The 17,013-nt window shown below is 72.2% G+C and carries 16 protein-coding genes; 9 read left to right on the top strand and 7 right to left on the bottom strand.

Features of this window, described 5'->3' with window-relative positions; translation table 11 throughout:
• Positions 1–84: 84 nt before the first annotated feature.
• The gene (locus ACIPEQ_RS07955) at positions 85–1,137 is read left to right on the top strand and encodes a M4 family metallopeptidase (RefSeq protein WP_402714760.1); all 1,053 of its coding nucleotides are present in this window, start codon (positions 85–87) and stop codon (positions 1,135–1,137) included.
• Positions 1,138–1,154: 17 nt separating this feature from the next.
• Positions 1,155–1,430: a protealysin inhibitor emfourin gene (locus ACIPEQ_RS07950; RefSeq protein ID WP_354026758.1), complete on the top strand. Its 276-nt coding sequence runs from the start codon at positions 1,155–1,157 to the stop codon at positions 1,428–1,430.
• A gap of 41 nt (positions 1,431–1,471) precedes the next feature.
• Here ACIPEQ_RS07950 and ACIPEQ_RS07945 read toward each other — a convergent pair whose 3' ends face one another.
• The 3 genes from ACIPEQ_RS07945 to ACIPEQ_RS07935 form a co-directional block, all read right to left on the bottom strand.
• Complete coding sequence (locus ACIPEQ_RS07945) at positions 1,472–3,718, bottom strand: HelD family protein (protein ID WP_402714759.1); 2,247 nt, start codon at positions 3,716–3,718, stop codon at positions 1,472–1,474.
• Between the two features lie 133 nt (positions 3,719–3,851).
• Positions 3,852–4,688, bottom strand: a complete 837-nt coding sequence (locus ACIPEQ_RS07940) for an aldo/keto reductase (protein ID WP_402714758.1) — start codon at positions 4,686–4,688, stop codon at positions 3,852–3,854.
• The gene (locus tag ACIPEQ_RS07935; protein ID WP_250366595.1) at positions 4,688–5,059 is read right to left on the bottom strand and encodes an FKBP-type peptidyl-prolyl cis-trans isomerase; all 372 of its coding nucleotides are present in this window, start codon (positions 5,057–5,059) and stop codon (positions 4,688–4,690) included. The genes ACIPEQ_RS07940 and ACIPEQ_RS07935 overlap by 1 nt, the downstream gene beginning before the upstream one ends.
• A gap of 180 nt (positions 5,060–5,239) precedes the next feature.
• On the opposite strand from ACIPEQ_RS07935, the gene ACIPEQ_RS07930 reads away from it, so the two are divergent.
• Both ACIPEQ_RS07930 and ACIPEQ_RS07925 read left to right on the top strand, forming a co-directional pair.
• A complete protein-coding gene (locus ACIPEQ_RS07930; RefSeq protein WP_250366594.1) occupies positions 5,240–6,556 on the top strand; it encodes an MFS transporter in 1,317 nt (438 codons plus the stop codon).
• Positions 6,557–6,796: 240 nt separating this feature from the next.
• Positions 6,797–7,885: a YihY/virulence factor BrkB family protein gene (locus tag ACIPEQ_RS07925; RefSeq protein WP_126890278.1), complete on the top strand. Its 1,089-nt coding sequence runs from the start codon at positions 6,797–6,799 to the stop codon at positions 7,883–7,885.
• 124 nt (positions 7,886–8,009) lie between these two features.
• On the opposite strand, the gene ACIPEQ_RS07920 is transcribed toward ACIPEQ_RS07925, so the two are convergent.
• From ACIPEQ_RS07920 to ACIPEQ_RS07910, 3 genes are all read right to left on the bottom strand, one after another.
• The gene (locus ACIPEQ_RS07920; protein WP_402714757.1) at positions 8,010–9,494 is read right to left on the bottom strand and encodes an aspartate ammonia-lyase; all 1,485 of its coding nucleotides are present in this window, start codon (positions 9,492–9,494) and stop codon (positions 8,010–8,012) included.
• A 125-nt stretch (positions 9,495–9,619) separates the two neighbouring features.
• Positions 9,620–9,916 carry a hypothetical protein gene (locus ACIPEQ_RS07915; protein ID WP_402714756.1) on the bottom strand — a complete coding sequence of 99 codons (297 nt, stop codon included), beginning with the start codon at positions 9,914–9,916 and terminating at the stop codon, positions 9,620–9,622.
• Positions 9,916–11,172 carry an inorganic phosphate transporter gene (locus ACIPEQ_RS07910; RefSeq protein WP_250366590.1) on the bottom strand — a complete coding sequence of 419 codons (1,257 nt, stop codon included), beginning with the start codon at positions 11,170–11,172 and terminating at the stop codon, positions 9,916–9,918. Before ACIPEQ_RS07910 ends, ACIPEQ_RS07915 begins: the two co-directional genes overlap by 1 nt.
• A gap of 116 nt (positions 11,173–11,288) precedes the next feature.
• On the opposite strand from ACIPEQ_RS07910, the gene ACIPEQ_RS07905 reads away from it, so the two are divergent.
• The 3 genes from ACIPEQ_RS07905 to ACIPEQ_RS07895 all read left to right on the top strand — a co-directional run bounded on the left by ACIPEQ_RS07905 (position 11,289) and on the right by ACIPEQ_RS07895 (position 15,053).
• Positions 11,289–12,977, top strand: coding sequence for a sodium:proton antiporter (locus tag ACIPEQ_RS07905; protein ID WP_126890275.1), 1,689 nt, complete (start codon positions 11,289–11,291; stop codon positions 12,975–12,977).
• 124 nt (positions 12,978–13,101) lie between these two features.
• Entirely contained in the window at positions 13,102–14,700 is a 1,599-nt protein-coding gene (locus ACIPEQ_RS07900) for an ABC transporter permease (RefSeq protein WP_402714755.1), read from the top strand.
• A 53-nt stretch (positions 14,701–14,753) separates the two neighbouring features.
• Positions 14,754–15,053 carry a hypothetical protein gene (locus ACIPEQ_RS07895; protein ID WP_209677962.1) on the top strand — a complete coding sequence of 100 codons (300 nt, stop codon included), beginning with the start codon at positions 14,754–14,756 and terminating at the stop codon, positions 15,051–15,053.
• A gap of 56 nt (positions 15,054–15,109) precedes the next feature.
• Here ACIPEQ_RS07895 and ACIPEQ_RS07890 read toward each other — a convergent pair whose 3' ends face one another.
• Positions 15,110–15,616 (bottom strand): 8-oxo-dGTP diphosphatase, encoded by a 507-nt coding sequence (locus ACIPEQ_RS07890; protein WP_161972560.1) that lies wholly within the window; start codon positions 15,614–15,616, stop codon positions 15,110–15,112.
• Between the two features lie 84 nt (positions 15,617–15,700).
• Here ACIPEQ_RS07890 and ACIPEQ_RS07885 point away from each other — a divergent pair, with 84 nt between their 5' ends.
• Complete coding sequence (locus tag ACIPEQ_RS07885; protein WP_126890271.1) at positions 15,701–16,051, top strand: tryptophan synthase subunit alpha; 351 nt, start codon at positions 15,701–15,703, stop codon at positions 16,049–16,051.
• A 34-nt stretch (positions 16,052–16,085) separates the two neighbouring features.
• Positions 16,086–16,976, top strand: coding sequence for an aminodeoxychorismate lyase (locus ACIPEQ_RS07880; protein WP_402714754.1), 891 nt, complete (start codon positions 16,086–16,088; stop codon positions 16,974–16,976).
• Positions 16,977–17,013 lie beyond the last annotated feature (37 nt).

Raw genomic sequence — 17,013 nt, 5'->3', positions numbered from 1 at the left:
CAGCGGTGCCGGCCACGCCACCCCGGCGGCCCCGAGCGGCGCAGGCACCGCGCCGCCGTCGGTCGTCGGTGGTTCCATGGCGCCATGACCGCCACCCGTCGCCACTCCGTCGTCCCGCCGTACCTGCTGCGCGCCGTCGCCGCCGCGTCGGAGCACCCCCGCGCGGCCTCGGCGGCGCGCACCGCCCTCGCCGAGATGGACGTCGTCGCCGCACCGAAGCACGAGCACCGCGTCCGGCCGCAGGGCATCAGCGGCACGGTCGACCGATCGCCGCAGCGCACCGTCGCCGACGCCCACGGCACGACGACCCTGCCCGGCACGGTCGTCCGGCGCGAGGGCGACCCGAACTCGGGTGACGCCGCGGTCGACGAGGCGTACGCCGGCCTCGGCGCGACGCACGCGTTCTGGCTCGACGTGTTCGGCCGGGTGTCGATCGACGGCACCGGGCTCCCGCTCGACGCCACGGTGCACTACGGGCAGGACTACGACAACGCCTACTGGGACGGTCAGCGGATGGTGTTCGGCGACGGGGACGACGAGGTGTTCCGGCGCTTCACGGTCGCGCTCGACGTCATCGGCCACGAGCTCGCGCACGGCGTCACGCAGTACACGGCCGACCTGACGTACCAGGGGCAGTCCGGCGCGCTGAACGAGTCGGTCAGCGACGTCTTCGGCTCGCTCGTCGCGCAGTACGCCGCCGGGCAGACCGCCGACCAGGCCACGTGGCTCATCGGCGAGGGGCTCTTCACCGACGCCGTGCACGGTGTGGCACTCCGGTCGATGCGGGCGCCGGGGACCGCGTACGACGACCCGGTGCTCGGGAAGGACCCGCAGCCGGCGACCATGGCCGACTACGTCGAGACCACCGAGGACTCCGGCGGCGTGCACCTGAACTCGGGCATCCCGAACCACGCGTTCTTCCTCGCCGCGACGGCCGTCGGCGGGTACGCGTGGCAGGGCGCCGGAGCCGTCTGGTGGGACGCCCTGACCTCGCCGGAGACGACCGAGGACATCGACTTCGCCGGCTTCGCCCGGGTCACCGTCGAGGCCGCCGCGGCACGGTTCGGGCAGGGCTCGGCGGAGCACGCCGCGGTCGAGGACGCCTGGCGGAGCGTCGGCGTGCTCACCGGTCCGTGACGGCGTAGAACCGGAGCATGCAGATCGTCGTCCGCCGCAGTGGTGGGTTCGCCGGCCTCTCACGGGGATGGCGGATCGACACCGACTCGTGCGACGACCCGGACGCCTGGGACGACCTGGTCGGCGCACTCCCGCGCGAGGCCCCGGTCCGGCGACGGCACGCGGTGCCCGACGACTTCACCTGGACGGTGAGCGTGGCCCGCACCACCGTCACGATCCCCGGCAGCCAGCTCGACGGCCCGTGGGCCGCCCTCGTCACGCGCGTGCGCGACGAGGGCGAACCCGTCAGCTGAGCGCCGCGCGACCGCCGGCCGCCGCTCCCGCCGGACTCGCGTCAGTCGGTGACGTCGACCACGACCAGCCGTCGCGTCGGCCGCGTCATCGCGACGTACACCGCGGCCGCGGCGCGTGCCGCGTCCGCACCGACCCGGTCGGGGTCGACCAACAGCACGCCGTCGAACTCGAGGCCCTTCGCGTCCGCCCCCGTCAGGACCGTCACCGACCCCGGTCGCGGCGAACCGAGCCCCCGGACGTCCGCGTCGGTCCGCGCCAGGCGCTCGCGCACCGCAGCGACGTCGGCCTCGGGGACGATGACGCCGATCGTGCCCGACCCGATCCGGCCGCGCTCGGCCTCGACGCGCTCGGCGACCGTGTCCAGCAGCGCCACGCGGCGCACCGACACGCGGTCCACCGGGTCGCCGTCACGCACGGCCTCGGTCCTGGTGACCGCCAGCCCGGCGGCGTCGGCGAACGCACCCGCGGCCTGCACGATCGACCTCGGGGTGCGGTAGTTCACCGTGAGCTCCTCGATCCGGTGGTCGAGCGGCACCACGGGCGCGCGACCACGACGGCGACGCGCGAGGGCACCGACGACGTCGTCCCAGGTGCGCGCGGCGGCCGGCGAGGAGCCCTGCGCCATGTCGCCGACGATCGTGAACGACCGCAGCGGGTTGCGGCGTGCGAGCACCCGCCACTGCATCGGCGAGAGCTCCTGGGCCTCGTCGACGACGATGTGCCCGTAGGTCCACTCGCGGTCCTCGGCTGCGCGCTCGGCCGTGGTGCGCGGGTCGCCGCCCTCCGCGAAGGACCCGGCGACCTGCTCGGCGGAGACGATGCCCTCGACGCCCATGTTCTCGATCGCCTGACGGGCGTTCTCGATGTCGCGGTTGCGGCTGGCCTTGGCGGCGCGCTTCGCGGCGCCGCCGGTGGGGTCGAACGGGCCGAGGAGCTCGGCGGCCTCGTCGAGGAGCGGGACGTCCTCGATCGTGAAACCGGCGCCGCGAGGTCGCTGGAGCAGGGCCCGGCGGGCGGGGGTCCAGTCGGGCGTCAGCGAGGCGAGCCAGTTCGGGCGCGCGTAGAGGTCCTCGAGGAACTTCTCCGGCGGGAGCGGCAGCCAGGCGGTGTTGAGCAGGACCCGGGCGTCGTACGAGCTGCGGATGTCCTCGCGCAGGACCTTCTCGTCGGCCTCGTCCACCGTCGTGCCGCGGGCACGCAGCTGGTCGGCGAGCAGCCGGGTCATCGCGTCGAGGGCGATCTTGTTGAAGGTGACCCGGGCGACGTTGTGGGGCTTCCCACGGTCCTGCGCCCGCTTGAGGGCGTCGGCGACGAGCTGCGGCGGCACCGTGAGCCGCTCCCCCTCGACGTCGAGCACGACCGACTCGGTCGGCACGACCTGGCGGGAGCGGACGGCACGGCGGAGCAGCGACGCCATCTGCGCCGAGCCCTTCACCGCGGCGACGTCCCCGTGGTCGTGCGTCGTCGCGTGCACGCCCGGGTACAGCGACCCGAGCGACGCCATCACCACGCCGGTCTCGCCGAGCGACGGCAGCACCTGCTCGATGTACGTCAGGAACGCCGGGGACGGCCCGACCATGAGCACGCCGGAGCCCCGGAGCCGGTCGCGGTGCGTGTAGAGCAGGTACGCGGCGCGGTGCAGCGCCACGGCGGTCTTGCCCGTGCCGGGGCCGCCCTGCACGATGAGGACACCCTCGAGCGCGGAGCGGATGATGCGGTCCTGCTCGCCCTGGATCGTCGCGACGATGTCGGTCATCCGACCGGTGCGCTCGGCGGTGACCGCCGCGAGCAGCGCGCCCTCGCCCTGCAGGTGCGTGCGCTCGTCGTCGTACAGGGTCGCGTCGAAGACCTCGTCCTCGACGTTCACGACCGTGCGGCCCTCGAGCGTCAGGTGGCGGCGGGCGCGCATGCCCATCGGGTGCGCTGCGGTCGCCTGGTAGAAGGCGCTCGCACCGGGGACGCGCCAGTCGAGCACGAGCGGTCGGTGCTCGACGTCGCGGAGGCCGACGCGGCCGATGTACCGGAACGTGTCGTCGGGCGACTCCGGCTCGGACACCTCGAGCCGACCGAAGACGAGGCGGTCGCCGACGCGGTCGAGCGTGGCGATCGTGTCCTCGTAGAGGCGTGCGTAGGCGTCGCGCTCGCTGCGGCTCTGGTGGTTGCCGCCGACCGCCTGGCGGCGGGTCTCGGCGAGGCGCTGCTCGGCCTCGGCCGTCAGCTCGTCGAGACGGGTGAAGAGACCGTCGACGTAGGTACGTTCGCGGTCGGTCTCGGTCGGTTCGGACACACGCCACCCTTCGGGAAACAGGGGTGTCCAGTGTAGTCCCGCCGGGAGACCACCGGGGGCGTCGCGACGCGTGACGGACGGGAGGCACGTGGCGGACCCGCCACGTGCCTCCCGTCCGTCAGGGCGGCAGCCCCTACATCTCCTCGTGCGTGTCCGGGTCGCCGTCCCAGAGGCGGCCGCGCTCGAGGCCCGAGATCGCGCGGACCTCGTCGTCGGTCAGCTCGAAGCCGAAGACGTCGAGGTTCTCGCGCTGCCGGTCCGCGTCGCCGGACTTCGGCACCGGGACCGCACCGAGCTGGACGTGCCAGCGCAGCACGACCTGGCCGGGCGTCACGCCGTGGGCGGCCGCCGCTTCGAGCACGGGCTGCTCGGTGAGCAGTTCGGACTGCTTCGCGAGCGGGCTCCAGCTCTCGGTGACGATGCCGTACTCGGCGTGCACCCCGCGGAGCTCGGCCTGCGGGAAGTACGGGTGCAGCTCGACCTGGTTCACGGCCGGCGCGACGCCGGTCGCGTCGATGATCGCCTTCAAGTGCTCCGGCGTGAAGTTCGAGACGCCGATCGAGCGGACCTTGCCGCTGTCCCGGAGGTCGACGAACGCCTTCCACGTGTCGACGAACTTGCCGACCGAGGGGTTCGGCCAGTGAATGAGGTACAGGTCGACGCGGTCCAGCCCGAGGTTGCCGAGCGTCTCGTCGATCGAGCGGTGCGCCTCGTCGTAGCCGTGGTGCCGGCCGGGCAGCTTCGAGGTGACGACGAGGTCCTCGCGGTCGACCTCGGACTCGCGGACGGCACGACCGACGGCGTCCTCGTTGCCGTAGTTCAGCGCGGTGTCGAGCAGCCGGTAGCCGCTCGTGATCGCCGCGCCGACCGCTGCGGTGCCCTCGTCGCCGTTCAGCCCGTACGTGCCGAGGCCGAGCTCCGGGAAGCGGTGACCGTCGTTCAGCTCGATGGTGGGCGCGCCGACCTGCATCAGCGGACCCCGAGCAGGTCGATGACGAAGATGAGGGTCTTGCCGGACAGGAAGTGACCGCCGCCGGCCGGGCCGTAGGCGAGCTCCGGCGGGACGGTGAGCTTGCGGCGACCGCCGACCTTCATGCCGGGGATGCCCTCCTGCCAGCCGCGGACGAGCGCCGCGAGCGGGAAGTCGATCGGCTCGCCGCGGTTCCACGAGCTGTCGAACTCCTCGCCGGACTCGTACTCGACGCCGGCGTAGTGCACCTTGACGGTCGAGCCGGGCTGCGCGACGTCGCCGTCACCCTCGACGATGTCGGTGATCACGAGCTCGGTGGGGGCCGGGCCCTCGGGGGCGTCGAACTCGGGCTTGCTGTTGAGGTCAGTCATGCCGGTCAGTCAACCAGGTGGGGTGCAGGTGCCTCCTCGGCGGCGCGGATGTCTCGCTCCCCGCGAACGGGCCCGATCCGTCACGCTCGGCGGACGATCACGACGGAACGCGCCCGCTCGCGCTCGCGCCGGTGCGGATTCCGCCCGCTCGCGCGGCAGGAGCACCAGAATGGTTCCACCGTGACACGACCTGACACCGCACCCCGCCGCCGCCTGCTCGCCGACCTCACCCCGCTCCGCCGCTCCCCCGCGTTCGCGCGACTCTGGGCCGGCACCGCGATCGCCGGCATCGGCACGCAGATGACCACCGTCGCGGTCGGCCTCGAGGTGTACGAGATCACCCGATCGACCTTCGCGGTCGCGCTCGTCGGCGTCATCGCGCTCGTGCCGATGATCGTCGCCGGGCTCTACGGCGGGATGCTCGCCGACGCCTTCGACCGGCGGCTCGTGGCCCTGGTGTCGGCGATCGTCGCCTGGGCCGCGGTCGCGCTCATCGCCACGCACGCCTGGCTCGGGCTGCAGAGCGTGGCGCTCCTCTACGTCCTCGCGACCGTGAACGCGGTGGCCGCGACCGTGAGCAACGCCTCCCGCTCGGCGATCGTCCCCCGGCTCGTCGGCACCGACCTGCTCCCCGCGGCGAGCGCCCTCGGCGGCATCGCGTCCGGGTTCCAGGTCACCGTGGGTCCGGCGATCGCCGGTGTCCTCATCGCGAGCGTCGGGTTCGCGCCGACCTACACGATCGACGTCGTGCTCTTCACGTTCGCGTTCCTCGGCGTCTTCACCCTGCCGCGGATGGCGGCCGAGCACGACGCGCTCCGCCCCGGGCTGCGCTCGCTGGTCGAGGGCGCGCGCTTCCTGAAGCGCTCCCGCAACATCACCATGACGTTCGTGCTCGACATCGTCGCGATGACCTTCGGGCAGCCGCGGGTGCTCTTCCCGGCGATCGGCGCGCTCGTCATCGGCGGCGGGTCGATCACGGTCGGCACCCTGACCGCCGCCTACGCCGTCGGCGCCCTGCTGTCGAGCGTGTTCTCCGGTCCGCTCGGGCACGTGCGCCGCCAGGGCGAGGCGGTCGGTTGGGCGATCACGGCCTACGGCGGGGCGATCGCGGCCTTCGGTGTCGTCATCGCGGTCGCGCACCTGCTCGGGGGTCGCTCCGGCGAGGCGTTCGGCGTCGAGATCCTGCCCGCGCTCGGGCTCGCAGCGCTGTTCCTCGCGGCGGCGGGCGGTGCGGACAACGTCAGCTCGGTGTTCCGCAACACGATCCTGCAGGCGGCCTCGCCCGACGGGATGCGCGGTCGGCTGCAGGGCATCTTCATCGTCGTCGTGACCGGCGGTCCACGACTCGGCGACCTGTACGCCGGGCTCGTCGTCGCGGCCGGCATCGCGTACCCGCCGGTCATCGGCGGTGTGCTCATCATCGGCCTCGTCGCGCTGCTCCTCCGGCTGGTGCCGTCCTTCCGCCGGTACGACGCGCTCGACCCGCACGCGAACTGACCGGCGGCCGGGCAGGGGCCGCATGACCGGGACCGCACGAGCGACTCCCTTGCCGAAGCGACAGATGCGCGCAGACCGTCGACGGACATCTGTCGCTTTCGCGGACTGATCGGCAGCGGGCTGCGCGACGGCGGCGACACCGGACCACGGAACGGGACGCGAGCAGGCGACGGCCGGGAGGCGCGTGGCGGTGCCGCCCCGCGCCTCCCGGCCGTCATGGGGTCGGGTACGGTACATCGCATGCCCGACAGCGCCTCGCGCGACCTGCAGCGGACCGGCGTCCGCGCGGTCGTCCGGCGCACCTACCACTCCGTGATCCGCCACCGGGTCGTCGACGCCGCTGCCTCGCTGACGTTCTTCGCCCTGCTGACGGTGTTCCCCGCGGCGCTCGCGGTCGTGTCGGCCCTGTCCGTCGTCGACCGGCAGGGCGACAGCCTGACCGACATCGTCCAGGTGCTCGGGTACATCGTCCGCCCGGAGACCGCGCAGCACCTCGAGGGACCGCTGCGGCAGCTCCTGACGCTCGACAACCCGTGGGTGGGTTTCTCGATCGGGCTCGTCCTGACGCTGTGGTCGCTCTCCGGGTACGCGACGGCGTTCGGTCGCGCGATGAACACCGCGTACGAGGTCGAGGAGGGTCGGCGGATCTGGAAGTTCCGCAGCATGATGCTCCTCGTCACGCTGCTCGTGATGGTGGGCGGCGCGATCGCGATCGTCATCCTGCTCGGTACGCCCACGATCTCGGCGGCGATCGTCCGACAGCTCGGGTGGGCGCCGTGGATCGACGACCTGTGGAACGTGGCGAAGTGGCCCGTGCTCGCGGTCGTCCTCGTGGTGATGGTGGCCGTGCTGTACTACGCGACGCCGAACGTGAAGACCCCGCAGCTGCGGTGGGTGTCCGCCGGAGCGGCGTTCGCGATCGTGACGTGGGCGCTGGCGACGGTGGGGTTCTCGGTCTACGTCGAGACGGTCGGCAGCGGCGGGAACCGGGCGTACGGCTGGCTCGGCGGCGCGATCCTGCTGCTCGTGTACCTGTACATCTCGAACTTCGTGCTCGTGGTCGGCGGAGAGCTCGACTCCGAGGTCATCCGGATGCGCCAGCTCCTCGCCGGCATCGAGGCGGACGAGTCGATCCGGCTCCCGCTGCGCGACGTCACGCGGAACTTCACGCTCGCGCGCTGGCGTGACCAGGACATCGCGGCGGCGCACCAGGTGCGGGTCGCCGCGCAGCAGCGTGCGGAGGACGAGCACGAGGAGCCCTCGCCGACCGAGGAGCACCTGCGCGCGATGTCCCGCCAGGTGCGGGTCGGCGAGCCCCCGTTGCCGTAGGCGGCAGCGCCGCCGGCTTCCGTGCGCTTCCGCAAGACGCAACGTCGGCGACTGCTCGCAGCGCTGTCCCGCTGCGCAGTGCCGCTGACGTTGCGTTTCGCGGGGCCGACAGCGCCCGACCCGATCAGCGCTCGCGCGCGACCCTCGCTGCCTCGGCGTCCAGCATCTCCTCGGTGACGACCGGGATCGCCCCCGTCGCGAGCTCGATGCCCGACAACCGCGCAGGCGACAGGACACGCTGCACCTGGTCCTCGTCCATGAGCCCGGCCGCCGTGACGAGCGTCGCGATCGGCGTCGAGGTGGTCAGCGCCGTGTGGGCGATCGACGCCGCGGCCGCGTAGCCGATGTACGGCGTCAGGGCGGTGACGACGCCGACGTTGGTGTCGACCTGCGCGGCGAGCTTCGCCTCGTTCGCCTCGATCCCGGTGACGCAGTTCAACCGGAGCGTGACGCACCCGCTCGCCATCCACTGCAGCGACTGCAGGATCGAGTGCGTGATGATCGGCTCGAAGGCGTTGAGCTGCAGCTGACCGCCCTCGGCCGCCATCGTCACCGTCGTGTCGGCACCGGCGACGGCGAACGCGATCTGGTTCACCACCTCGGGGATCACCGGGTTGACCTTGCCGGGCATGATCGACGACCCGGCCTGCCGCGCGGGCAGTGTGATCTCGCCGAGCCCGGCCTGCGGTCCCGACGCGAGCAGCCGCAGGTCGTTGCAGATCTTCGAGAGCTTGGCGGCGCTGCGCTTGACCGTGCCGGACAGCGTCATGAAGGCGCCGGCATCGCTCGTCGCCTCGATCAGGTCTGGTGCGGTGACGATGTCGAGCCCGCTCGCGACCTGGAGCTGCCGACGGACCTCGTCGCGGTACTGCGGGTCGGCGGTGATGCCCGTGCCGATCGCCGTGGCGCCGAGGTTCGTCTCGGCGAGCAGCGGGGAGACGGTGCGGAGGAGCAGCACGTCCTCCTGGATGGTGTGCGCGAACCCGGTGAACTCCTGCCCGAGGGTCATCGGCACCGCGTCCTGCAGCTGCGTGCGCCCGATCTTCAGGACGTCCTGGAAGGCCCGGCCCCGCTCGGCGAAGGCGTCCGACAGCCGCTCGAGCTCGCCTGTGAGCCGCCGCACCCCGAGGATCATCGCCAGCTTGATGCTCGTCGGGTAGGTGTCGTTCGTCGACTGGCTGCGGTTCACGTGGTCGATCGGGTGCAGGTACGCGTAGTCGCCCTTCTCACGCCCGAGGATCTCGAGGGCGCGGTTGGCGAGCACCTCGTTCGTGTTCATGTTCGTCGAGGTCCCCGCGCCGCCCTGCACGACGTCGACGACGAACTGGTCCCGCAGGTGCCCGTCGCGGACCTCCTGCGCCGCCTGGTCGATCGCGTCGGCGCGCTCGGCGTCGAGCACCCCGATCGCCTTGTTCGCCCGGGCCGCGGCCTGCTTCACGGTCGCGAGCGCCTCGATGAGGTCCGGGTACACCGCGATCGGCACCGACGTGATCGGGAAGTTCTCGAGCGCCCGCAGGGTGTTGATGCCCCAGTAGGCGTCGATCGGGACCTCGCGGGATCCCAGGGAGTCGGTCTCGGTGCGCGTTCGTGGTGCTTCGTTGCCGGTCACCCGTCCGAGGCTAGCCCGTCCGGTCGGTCGGGTCCGGCAGGCGGGCGCGCGTGGTGACCGACGACGGACGGGAGGCCCGTGGCGGCGTCGCCACGGGCCTGCCGTCCGTCAGGTGGTCGCGACCGTCAGTGGAACTGCGGGACGATCAGGTAGATGCCGTAGAGCACGGCCAGGCCGGAGACGGCGAAGCACGCGACGGCCAGCGCGCGGAACGCGCGGACGCCGGGCTGCACGGTGCCGGGCTGGGGGAAGCCGGCCGTGGCGGGGCCGACGGTGCCGTCGTCCTTCACGGTGTACTTGCCGGCGCGGGTGTCGGCGGCGCTCCAGAGACGGAGGCCGATCGAGTAGACGAGGACCACGAAGCACGCGGCGACGACCGCGACGATCGCGACGGTCAGGAATGCGAACCAGTCGATGCCCATCAGCGGCGTCCTCCGTTCCGTCCGGCCATGCGGCGCAGGGTGCGCTCGCGGCTGAGCTCGGCGCGGCGCTCGGCGACCCGCGCGGCACGCTTCTTGCGCTGCATGTCGCGGAGCTCCTTGCGGGTGAAGACCGCGTTGGCGGCCACGTCGACCTCGATCGCTGCCGCCTGGTCGTGCGGCTTGCGGAGCGACCACAGGTAGAGCCCGAGGATGACGGCCGCACCGACGACCGCGTCGATGACGAGTCCCCCGACGCCGAGCCGGGCGATCCCCGACGCGACGGCACCGACGGCCGCGGCGGCCGGCAGGGTGATGAACCAGGCGATGACGATCTTGCCCGCGGTCGACCACTGGATCTTCGAGCCGCGGCGGCCGAGGCCCGCACCGATGATCGAGCCCGACGACACCTGCGTGGTCGACAGCGCGAAGCCGAGGTGGCTCGACGCCAGGATCGTGGCCGCGGTGGACGCCTCCGCCGCGAAGCCCTGCGTGGCGCGGATCTCCGTGATGCCGGAGCCGAGGGTGCGGATGATCCGCCAGCCACCGGTGTAGGTGCCGAGGGCGATCGCGAGCGCGCACGCGACGACGACCCAGAACTGCACGCCCTGGTCCGCCGACTGCGCCCCCGAGGCGATGAGCGTCAGCGTGATCACGCCCATGGTCTTCTGCGCGTCGTTCGTGCCGTGCGCGAGCGACACCATGGAGCTCGTGAACACCTGGCCGATGCGGAAGCCACCACGCTCGTTCGGGAAGACCGGACGGCGGGTCACGCGGTAGGCGATGCGGGTGGCCAGGAGCGACACCAGCGCGGCGATCACGGGCGACAGGAACGCCGGGATGATCACGACGGTCAGCAGCGCGGCGTAGTTCACGGAGTCGAAGCCGGCGCCGACGATCGCGGCGCCGATGAGTCCACCGAACAGTGCGTGCGAGGACGACGACGGCAGACCGCGCAGCCACGTGATCATGTTCCACACGACCGCGCCGATGAGGCCCGCGAAGATCATCTCCGGGGTGATCGCGACGCCACCGGGGCCCTCGTTGATCAGCCCGTGCGAGATCGACGTCGCCACGGCGGTGCTGAGGAACGCACCGACGAGGTTGAGCACCGCGGCGACCGTGACGGCCACCTTGGGCTTCATGGCACCGGTGGCGATCGGTGTCGCCATCGCGTTGGCGGTGTCGTGAAAACCGTTTGTGAAGTCGAAGAAGAGGGCCAACGCGATGACCAGGACGACTATGAGTGTGATGTCCACCGCGGGCAAGTGTCCCAGCCGATCGGCCTCGTGGCAAACCCTGTCGTTCACCTCGCGTTCACCGTGCCTGCGGGATCGTTCAGGGTGCGAACCATGTCGATGGGAGAATGAGTCCCATGGACACCGCGGAACTCCTCATCCTGTTGATCGGTTCACTCGCGGTGACCGGCTTCGCGCGGGCGAAGGGTCTCCCCGCTCCCCTGCTGGTGACGGCCGTGGCGCTCGCGGTCTCGTTCCTGCCGGGCCTGCCGGAGATCGAGATCGACTCCGAGGTGATCCTCACCGTCGTCCTGCCGCCGCTGCTCTACTCGGCCGCCCTCGACGTGTCGTGGCAGAGCTTCCGGCAGTCCATCAAGCAGATCCGACGACTCGGCATCTTCCTCGTCATCGTCACCGCCCTCGCGGTGGCGGTCGCGGCGTACGTCCTCATCCCGGACATGGACTGGCCGGCGGCGATCCTGCTCGGCGCCGTGGTCGCTCCGCCGGACGCCGTGTCCGCCGCGGCGATCGGTCGGAAGCTCGGGCTCCCGCGTCGGGTGATGACGGTGCTGTCCGGCGAGAGCCTCATCAACGACGCCGCGTCGCTCACCCTCGTGCGGGTCTTCACCCTCATCGCCGCGGGTACGTCGCTGACGATCTGGCAGGACCTCGGCATCTTCGGCCTCGCGATCGGTGTCGGCCTCGCGGTGGGGATCGTGCTCGGGGTCGCCGTCCACTGGATCCGGATGCGCATCAACGACCCGGTCGTCGAGACGATCATGAGCATCCTGCTGCCCTTCGTCGCCTACGTCCTCGCCGAGCACCTCTCGGGGTCCGGGGTCATCGCCGTGGTCACCGCGGGCCTGTACATCGGCTACAACTCGCCGAAGGAGGGCTACGCGACCCGACTGCAGGAGCGCCCGCTGTGGACGAGTGCGGACGTGATCCTCGAGGGGTTCGTCTTCGCGCTCATCGGCCTGCAGCTGAAGACCGTCGTGCAGGACCTCGTCGAGAGCGACCGCAGCCTGACGCAGACCCTCACCGCGGCGGCCGTCGTCCTGGTCGTCGTGATCCTCGTGCGACCGCTCTTCGTGTTCGAGTCGTACGTGCGCAACCGCTTCAACGGCCGGTGGCTGCGACCGTTGCGCGTCCGGCTGTCCCGCGGTCACCCGTCCCTGCGCTGGCTGCGCGGTTCCGCCGAACCGAAGCTGAACTGGCGGGAGCTCACCGTCATCTCGTGGACCGGCATGCGCGGTGTGGTGACCCTCGCCGCGGCGGTCTCCGTCGTCGGCAACTCGGTCGACGTCAAGGCGCAGGACACCATCTTCGTGATCGCCTTCGTGGTCACCGTCGGCACGCTCCTGCTGCAGGGGCTGACCCTGCCCTTCGTGATCCGGGCGCTGCAGGTGCAGGACCCGGCCGAGGGCGAGGCGGACGTCCGGAGCGAGATGCGCCTCAACCAGCGCACGACCGAGGCCGCGATCGCCCTGCTCGAACGGCGGCGACCGGCGTGGGCGGAGCAGTACGGCGCCGAGGCGTCGGACAGCGTCGTGAACCGGCTGAAGGCCCGTCTCGAACGGCAGGCCGAGACGTTCCGCCGCGACGCCGAGGAAGAGGAGGTCGAGGACCGCAACGCCCCCCTCCGTCTCCGCGGCGCCCAGATCCAGGACATCCGGCGCGAGCTGCTCGACCGGCGGCGCGAGATCGTGCTCGAGGAGCGTGAGAAGGGCAACCTCGACGAGGAGGTCATGCGCCGCGTGCTCGTGACGCTCGACGCCGAGGAGCTCGCGATGGACTCGGCCCAGGCGTCCCGCAGCCGGTCCTGACCCGGGCGTTGCCGGTCCGGCGCAGCCGCGACCGCGGCCGGTCCTGCTCCATCAGCTCTCGGCGCACGGTGAGCGCCCTCGGCGTACCGTGATGCTCCGACCAGCAGAAGGAGCAGAGCGCCGAGTGAGCGAGCCGCGGAACGACGTCCCCAGGAACAGCGACCTCCCCGATCGCGACGGAGTGCCGCGGTCGTCCGCGCCGAAGCCCCGGCAGACCCGCCCCTCGACCCGCGGCGGCTCGAAGCCCCGCCGCGGCGCACCGGTCGCCGGCAGTCGTGGCAGCGGTCACCGCGCGGCACGCGTGCGTCAGGCGCCGGTGCCCGAGCCGCAGAAGATCAGTCGCTACCGCCGCTGGTACGGCACGCTCCACCCCTCGCTGCAGCTCATCGGGCTGCAGCTGTGGATGCCGCTGTTCTTCATCGTCGGCTTCTGCCTCTGCTACGTCTTCGCCTTCCACGCCCCGCACCCGCACGACGTCCCCGTGGCGCTGGTCGGCAGCGACCCGACGCTCGTCGCCGCCGTCGACAAGGCCCTGCCCGGCGAGTACGTCTTCCACGTCTACGACTCGCTCGCCCGGGCGAAGCAGGACGTCCTCGCCGGCACGATGGCCGTCGCGTACGACCCGTCCGCCAACGAGGTCTTCAAGGCCAGCGCCCACCAGTTCCAGGTCGCCTCGCTCGTCCCCGCGACGCTGAGTTCCGTGCTCACCGGCATCGGCGTCGCCGCCCCGACCGTCACCGAGCTCGCGCCGCTGCCCGCGTACGACGAGTACGGCACCGTCGCGATGTACGTCATGCTCGCCTGGTGCATCGGCGGCTACATGGTCGCGATGTTCATCGGCATCATGGGCGGCCCGCTGCGGCACCGCACCCGGATGACCGTGATCGTCGTCGGCGGCCTCGTGATCTCCCTGATCACGAACACGCTCGCCGGACCCGTCGTCGGCGCGATCCACGGGCACTGGATCGAACTCGTCCTGATCGCCTGGGGCTGGATCGTCGCGATCGGCCTCGCCGTGAACGGTCTGAGCTACTTCGTCGGCCGGTTCATCGCCGCACCCGCGATGATCTGCTTCGTCTTCCTCTCGATGCCGTCCTCCGGCGGCGCGTACCCGAAGTGGTTCATGCCGGAGCCGTTCGCGTGGCTCAACCACGTCGTGGTCGGTTCGAGCATGGTCGACATGATCAAGCACGAGATCTACGGTGTCGGCCCCGGGTTCGGCCGTGGACTCATCACGATGGGCTGCTACGCCGCCGCCGGGCTCGTGCTGATGTTCTTCGGCAAGCAGTGGTGGGAACGCCGCCGGATCTCCGCGATCGTGAACGACCGCACGACGATGTTCCAGGACGCGCAGACCGCGAACCGCGAGTTCCTCGGCAAGCAGCGGGACGCCGAGCTCGAGCGCCACGGCCTGACCTCGACCGAGACCGGCACGCTGAGCGTCCTGCGCGACGACTGGGAGGACGACCGCGTCTCCGGCGACGTCTTCACCGGCGGCCGGGACGGGCTCGAACAGGAGGCCACCCCGACCGGACGCATCCCCGTGGTGCGGCAGGCGGACCGGTCCGGCCCGGGTCGGCCGGCAGGCTCGTCCAGCGGCCCGCGCACCCGTCCCGTCCCCCGCGTGGACGCGTCCGGTCGCCGCCCGTCCCCGGCAGGATCCCGCACGACGCGGACCGCCGCGCCCGAGGAGCGCCAGCACGGACGGCACGCCGAGCGCTGAGCGACTCCGTCCCCCGCTCGGTCGTTCCCCGGACCGCGCGTATCCTGATCGGCATGCACCCGCGCACCGCCTGGCACCGCGTCCTCGTCACCGCCGTCGTCGCGTTCCTCGTGATCGCGGCCGCGCTCTACGCGGCGAGCGTGTTCCTCGCGCCCGCCGACGGCCGGAACACCGCCGGACTGTTCGTCGGCTGGGCGATGTTCGCCGTCCTCGGGGCGATCGCGGCCGGGATCGTCGACTTCTTCGTCCGCCCGCTCGGTGGCCGCAGCGGGGACGCCGACGTCATGGCAGCCGCCGAGGAGGCGCGCACCGGCAGCACCCGCGTGCAGCAGGGCCGCGCCGGCGCCCGCTAGACCCCCGCGCAGATAGCGAGTGGGCAGCGCCGCCTGTCAGTGGGCCGCGCCGCCCGTCAGACGCCTGCGCCGCTGAAGCCCGAGACGGTCGCGTTGTCCTCCGCGAAGGTGAAGCGCGCCCGGACGCTCCCGCCGGCCAGCACCCCCGGCAGCCAGTAGCGCGCGTCGTCCCACATCGCGTCGTACGGCACCGCGTCGACCGGGACCCACCGCGGCTCCAGCTCGTCGCTGCCCGAGGGCTCTCCCTGCCAGCGGCGGCACACGTAGACGTCCGAGACCTGGGACCAGGACGGACGGAACGGGAACCGGTAGTCCAACGTGCCACGCGCCTCCAGGTCGGCCGTCTCGAGGCGCAGGCCGACCTCCTCCGCCACCTCGCGGACCGCTGCCGCCACCGGCGGCTCCCCCGGCTCCCGCTTGCCGCCCGGCCCGACCAGCCGTCCCGAACCGAGCCCGCGGCGCTTCTCGCCGAGCAGCACCTCTGGGCCGTCGGCGCCGTCGCGGAGCAGGTAGACGACCACGACCGGGGCGTGCTGGGACTTCGTCTCGTCGCGTTCGGTCACGGTCCCCAGTCTGGCGGACGTGTCCGGTGGACGCTCCGTGCTGGCGTACGATCGCTGGCATGGCAGGCGGGCTGCGGGGGCACCATGGCTGAGCCCCGCAGGACCGGGCGCAGCCTCGAAGTGCTGCGCGCCGAGGCCGCCGAGGAGATCTCGATGATCGTCGAGCACCGCAGCCGCGCGGGCGAGGACCCGTGGGAGTTCATGCCCACGCTCCCGACCGTCGACGAGCAGGTCGTGCTCATCCTCCGGGCGGACGCGGTCGAGCTCGACGCGGCGATCGGGCAGCGCAGCGCGCACTGGGCGGGTCACCCGGCCTCCGGGCAGGGCACCGAGCTCGGTGAGGAGTACCACCGGCTCCGCCGCATCGCCCTGCAGCACCCCGAGCTGACGCCCGCCGTGTGGAAGCTCATGGGCGCGCTCCCCGGCCGCGACTGACGCCCCCGGCCCGGCGCTGCGGTTGGATGGTGCCATGACCGACACCGTCCTCGCCGTCCTCAACCAGCCCTCGCGCGACGCCGCCCCGCACGACCCCGAGGCCGACGCGTACACGTGGGCGAAGCCGCTCGAGGAGCACCTGCAGGTGCAGGACCTCGGTGCGATCCGCGGCGACGGGGTGTTCGAGACCATCACCGTGGTGGACGGTCGGCCGCAGGCACTCGAACCGCACCTGGCTCGGTTCGTCCGGTCCGCCGCGATGCTCGACCTCCCGACGCCGGACCTCGACGCGTGGCGCCAGGCGATCGAGGCGGCGTGCGCCCGGCTCGACCCGGTGCGCGAGGCGTTCGCGAAGACCGTGATGACCCGCGGCGTCGAGGGCTCGGGACGTCCGACCGGGTGGGTCTACGCGGCGCCGTCCGGCGACCAGTCCGCCGCACGCACCGAGGGCATCGCCGTCGTGACGCTCGACCGCGGCTACCGGCACGACGTCGAGCGGACCTCGCCGTGGCTGCTGCAGGGCGCGAAGACGCTGTCCTACGCGGTGAACATGGCGGCGCTCCGCGAGGCCGAGCGTCGCGGCGCCGACGACGCGCTCTTCGTGTCGACCGACGGCTACGTGCTCGAGGGCACCCGCGCGAACCTCGTGGCGTCGGTCGACGGGCGGTTCGTCACACCGCGGACCGACATCGGGATCCTGGCCGGGACGACGCAGGCCGACGTCTTCCGCTTCGCCGAGGGCGAGGGCATCGCGACGTCGTACGAGCTGCTCACCCTGGCCGACCTCGAGGCCGCCGACGCCCTCTGGCTGCTGTCGAGCGTGCGTCAGGCGGCGCCGATCCGGTCGCTGAACGGCGTCGCGCGGTCGATGGACCTGCGGATGACCGAGCGCATCAACGACTTCCTGCTGTCCCGGGAGCAGTAGCCGACCCCGATGGACTGGAGGCCCGTGGCGGGGCCGC

It is taken from the genome of Curtobacterium sp. NPDC087080 (assembly GCF_044745105.1).
Taxonomy (GTDB): Bacteria; Actinomycetota; Actinomycetes; order Actinomycetales; family Microbacteriaceae; genus Curtobacterium.
This window is presented reverse-complemented; position numbering and strand designations above follow the sequence as displayed.

Excerpts from the sequence above, each read along its gene's own strand:
- ACIPEQ_RS07925 (WP_126890278.1), top strand. The coding sequence starts at position 6,797 with ATGCCCGACAGCGCCTCGCGCGACCTGCAGCGGACCGGCGTCCGCGCG.
- ACIPEQ_RS07895 (WP_209677962.1), top strand. The coding sequence starts at position 14,754 with ATGCACCCGCGCACCGCCTGGCACCGCGTCCTCGTCACCGCCGTCGTC.
- ACIPEQ_RS07915 (WP_402714756.1), bottom strand. The coding sequence starts at position 9,916 with ATGGGCATCGACTGGTTCGCATTCCTGACCGTCGCGATCGTCGCGGTC.
- ACIPEQ_RS07950 (WP_354026758.1), top strand. The coding sequence starts at position 1,155 with ATGCAGATCGTCGTCCGCCGCAGTGGTGGGTTCGCCGGCCTCTCACGG.
- ACIPEQ_RS07955 (WP_402714760.1), top strand. The coding sequence starts at position 85 with ATGACCGCCACCCGTCGCCACTCCGTCGTCCCGCCGTACCTGCTGCGC.
- ACIPEQ_RS07940 (WP_402714758.1), bottom strand. The coding sequence starts at position 4,688 with ATGCAGGTCGGCGCGCCCACCATCGAGCTGAACGACGGTCACCGCTTC.
- ACIPEQ_RS07885 (WP_126890271.1), top strand. The coding sequence starts at position 15,701 with ATGGCTGAGCCCCGCAGGACCGGGCGCAGCCTCGAAGTGCTGCGCGCC.
- ACIPEQ_RS07935 (WP_250366595.1), bottom strand. The coding sequence starts at position 5,059 with ATGACTGACCTCAACAGCAAGCCCGAGTTCGACGCCCCCGAGGGCCCG.
- ACIPEQ_RS07880 (WP_402714754.1), top strand. The coding sequence starts at position 16,086 with ATGACCGACACCGTCCTCGCCGTCCTCAACCAGCCCTCGCGCGACGCC.
- ACIPEQ_RS07905 (WP_126890275.1), top strand. The coding sequence starts at position 11,289 with ATGGACACCGCGGAACTCCTCATCCTGTTGATCGGTTCACTCGCGGTG.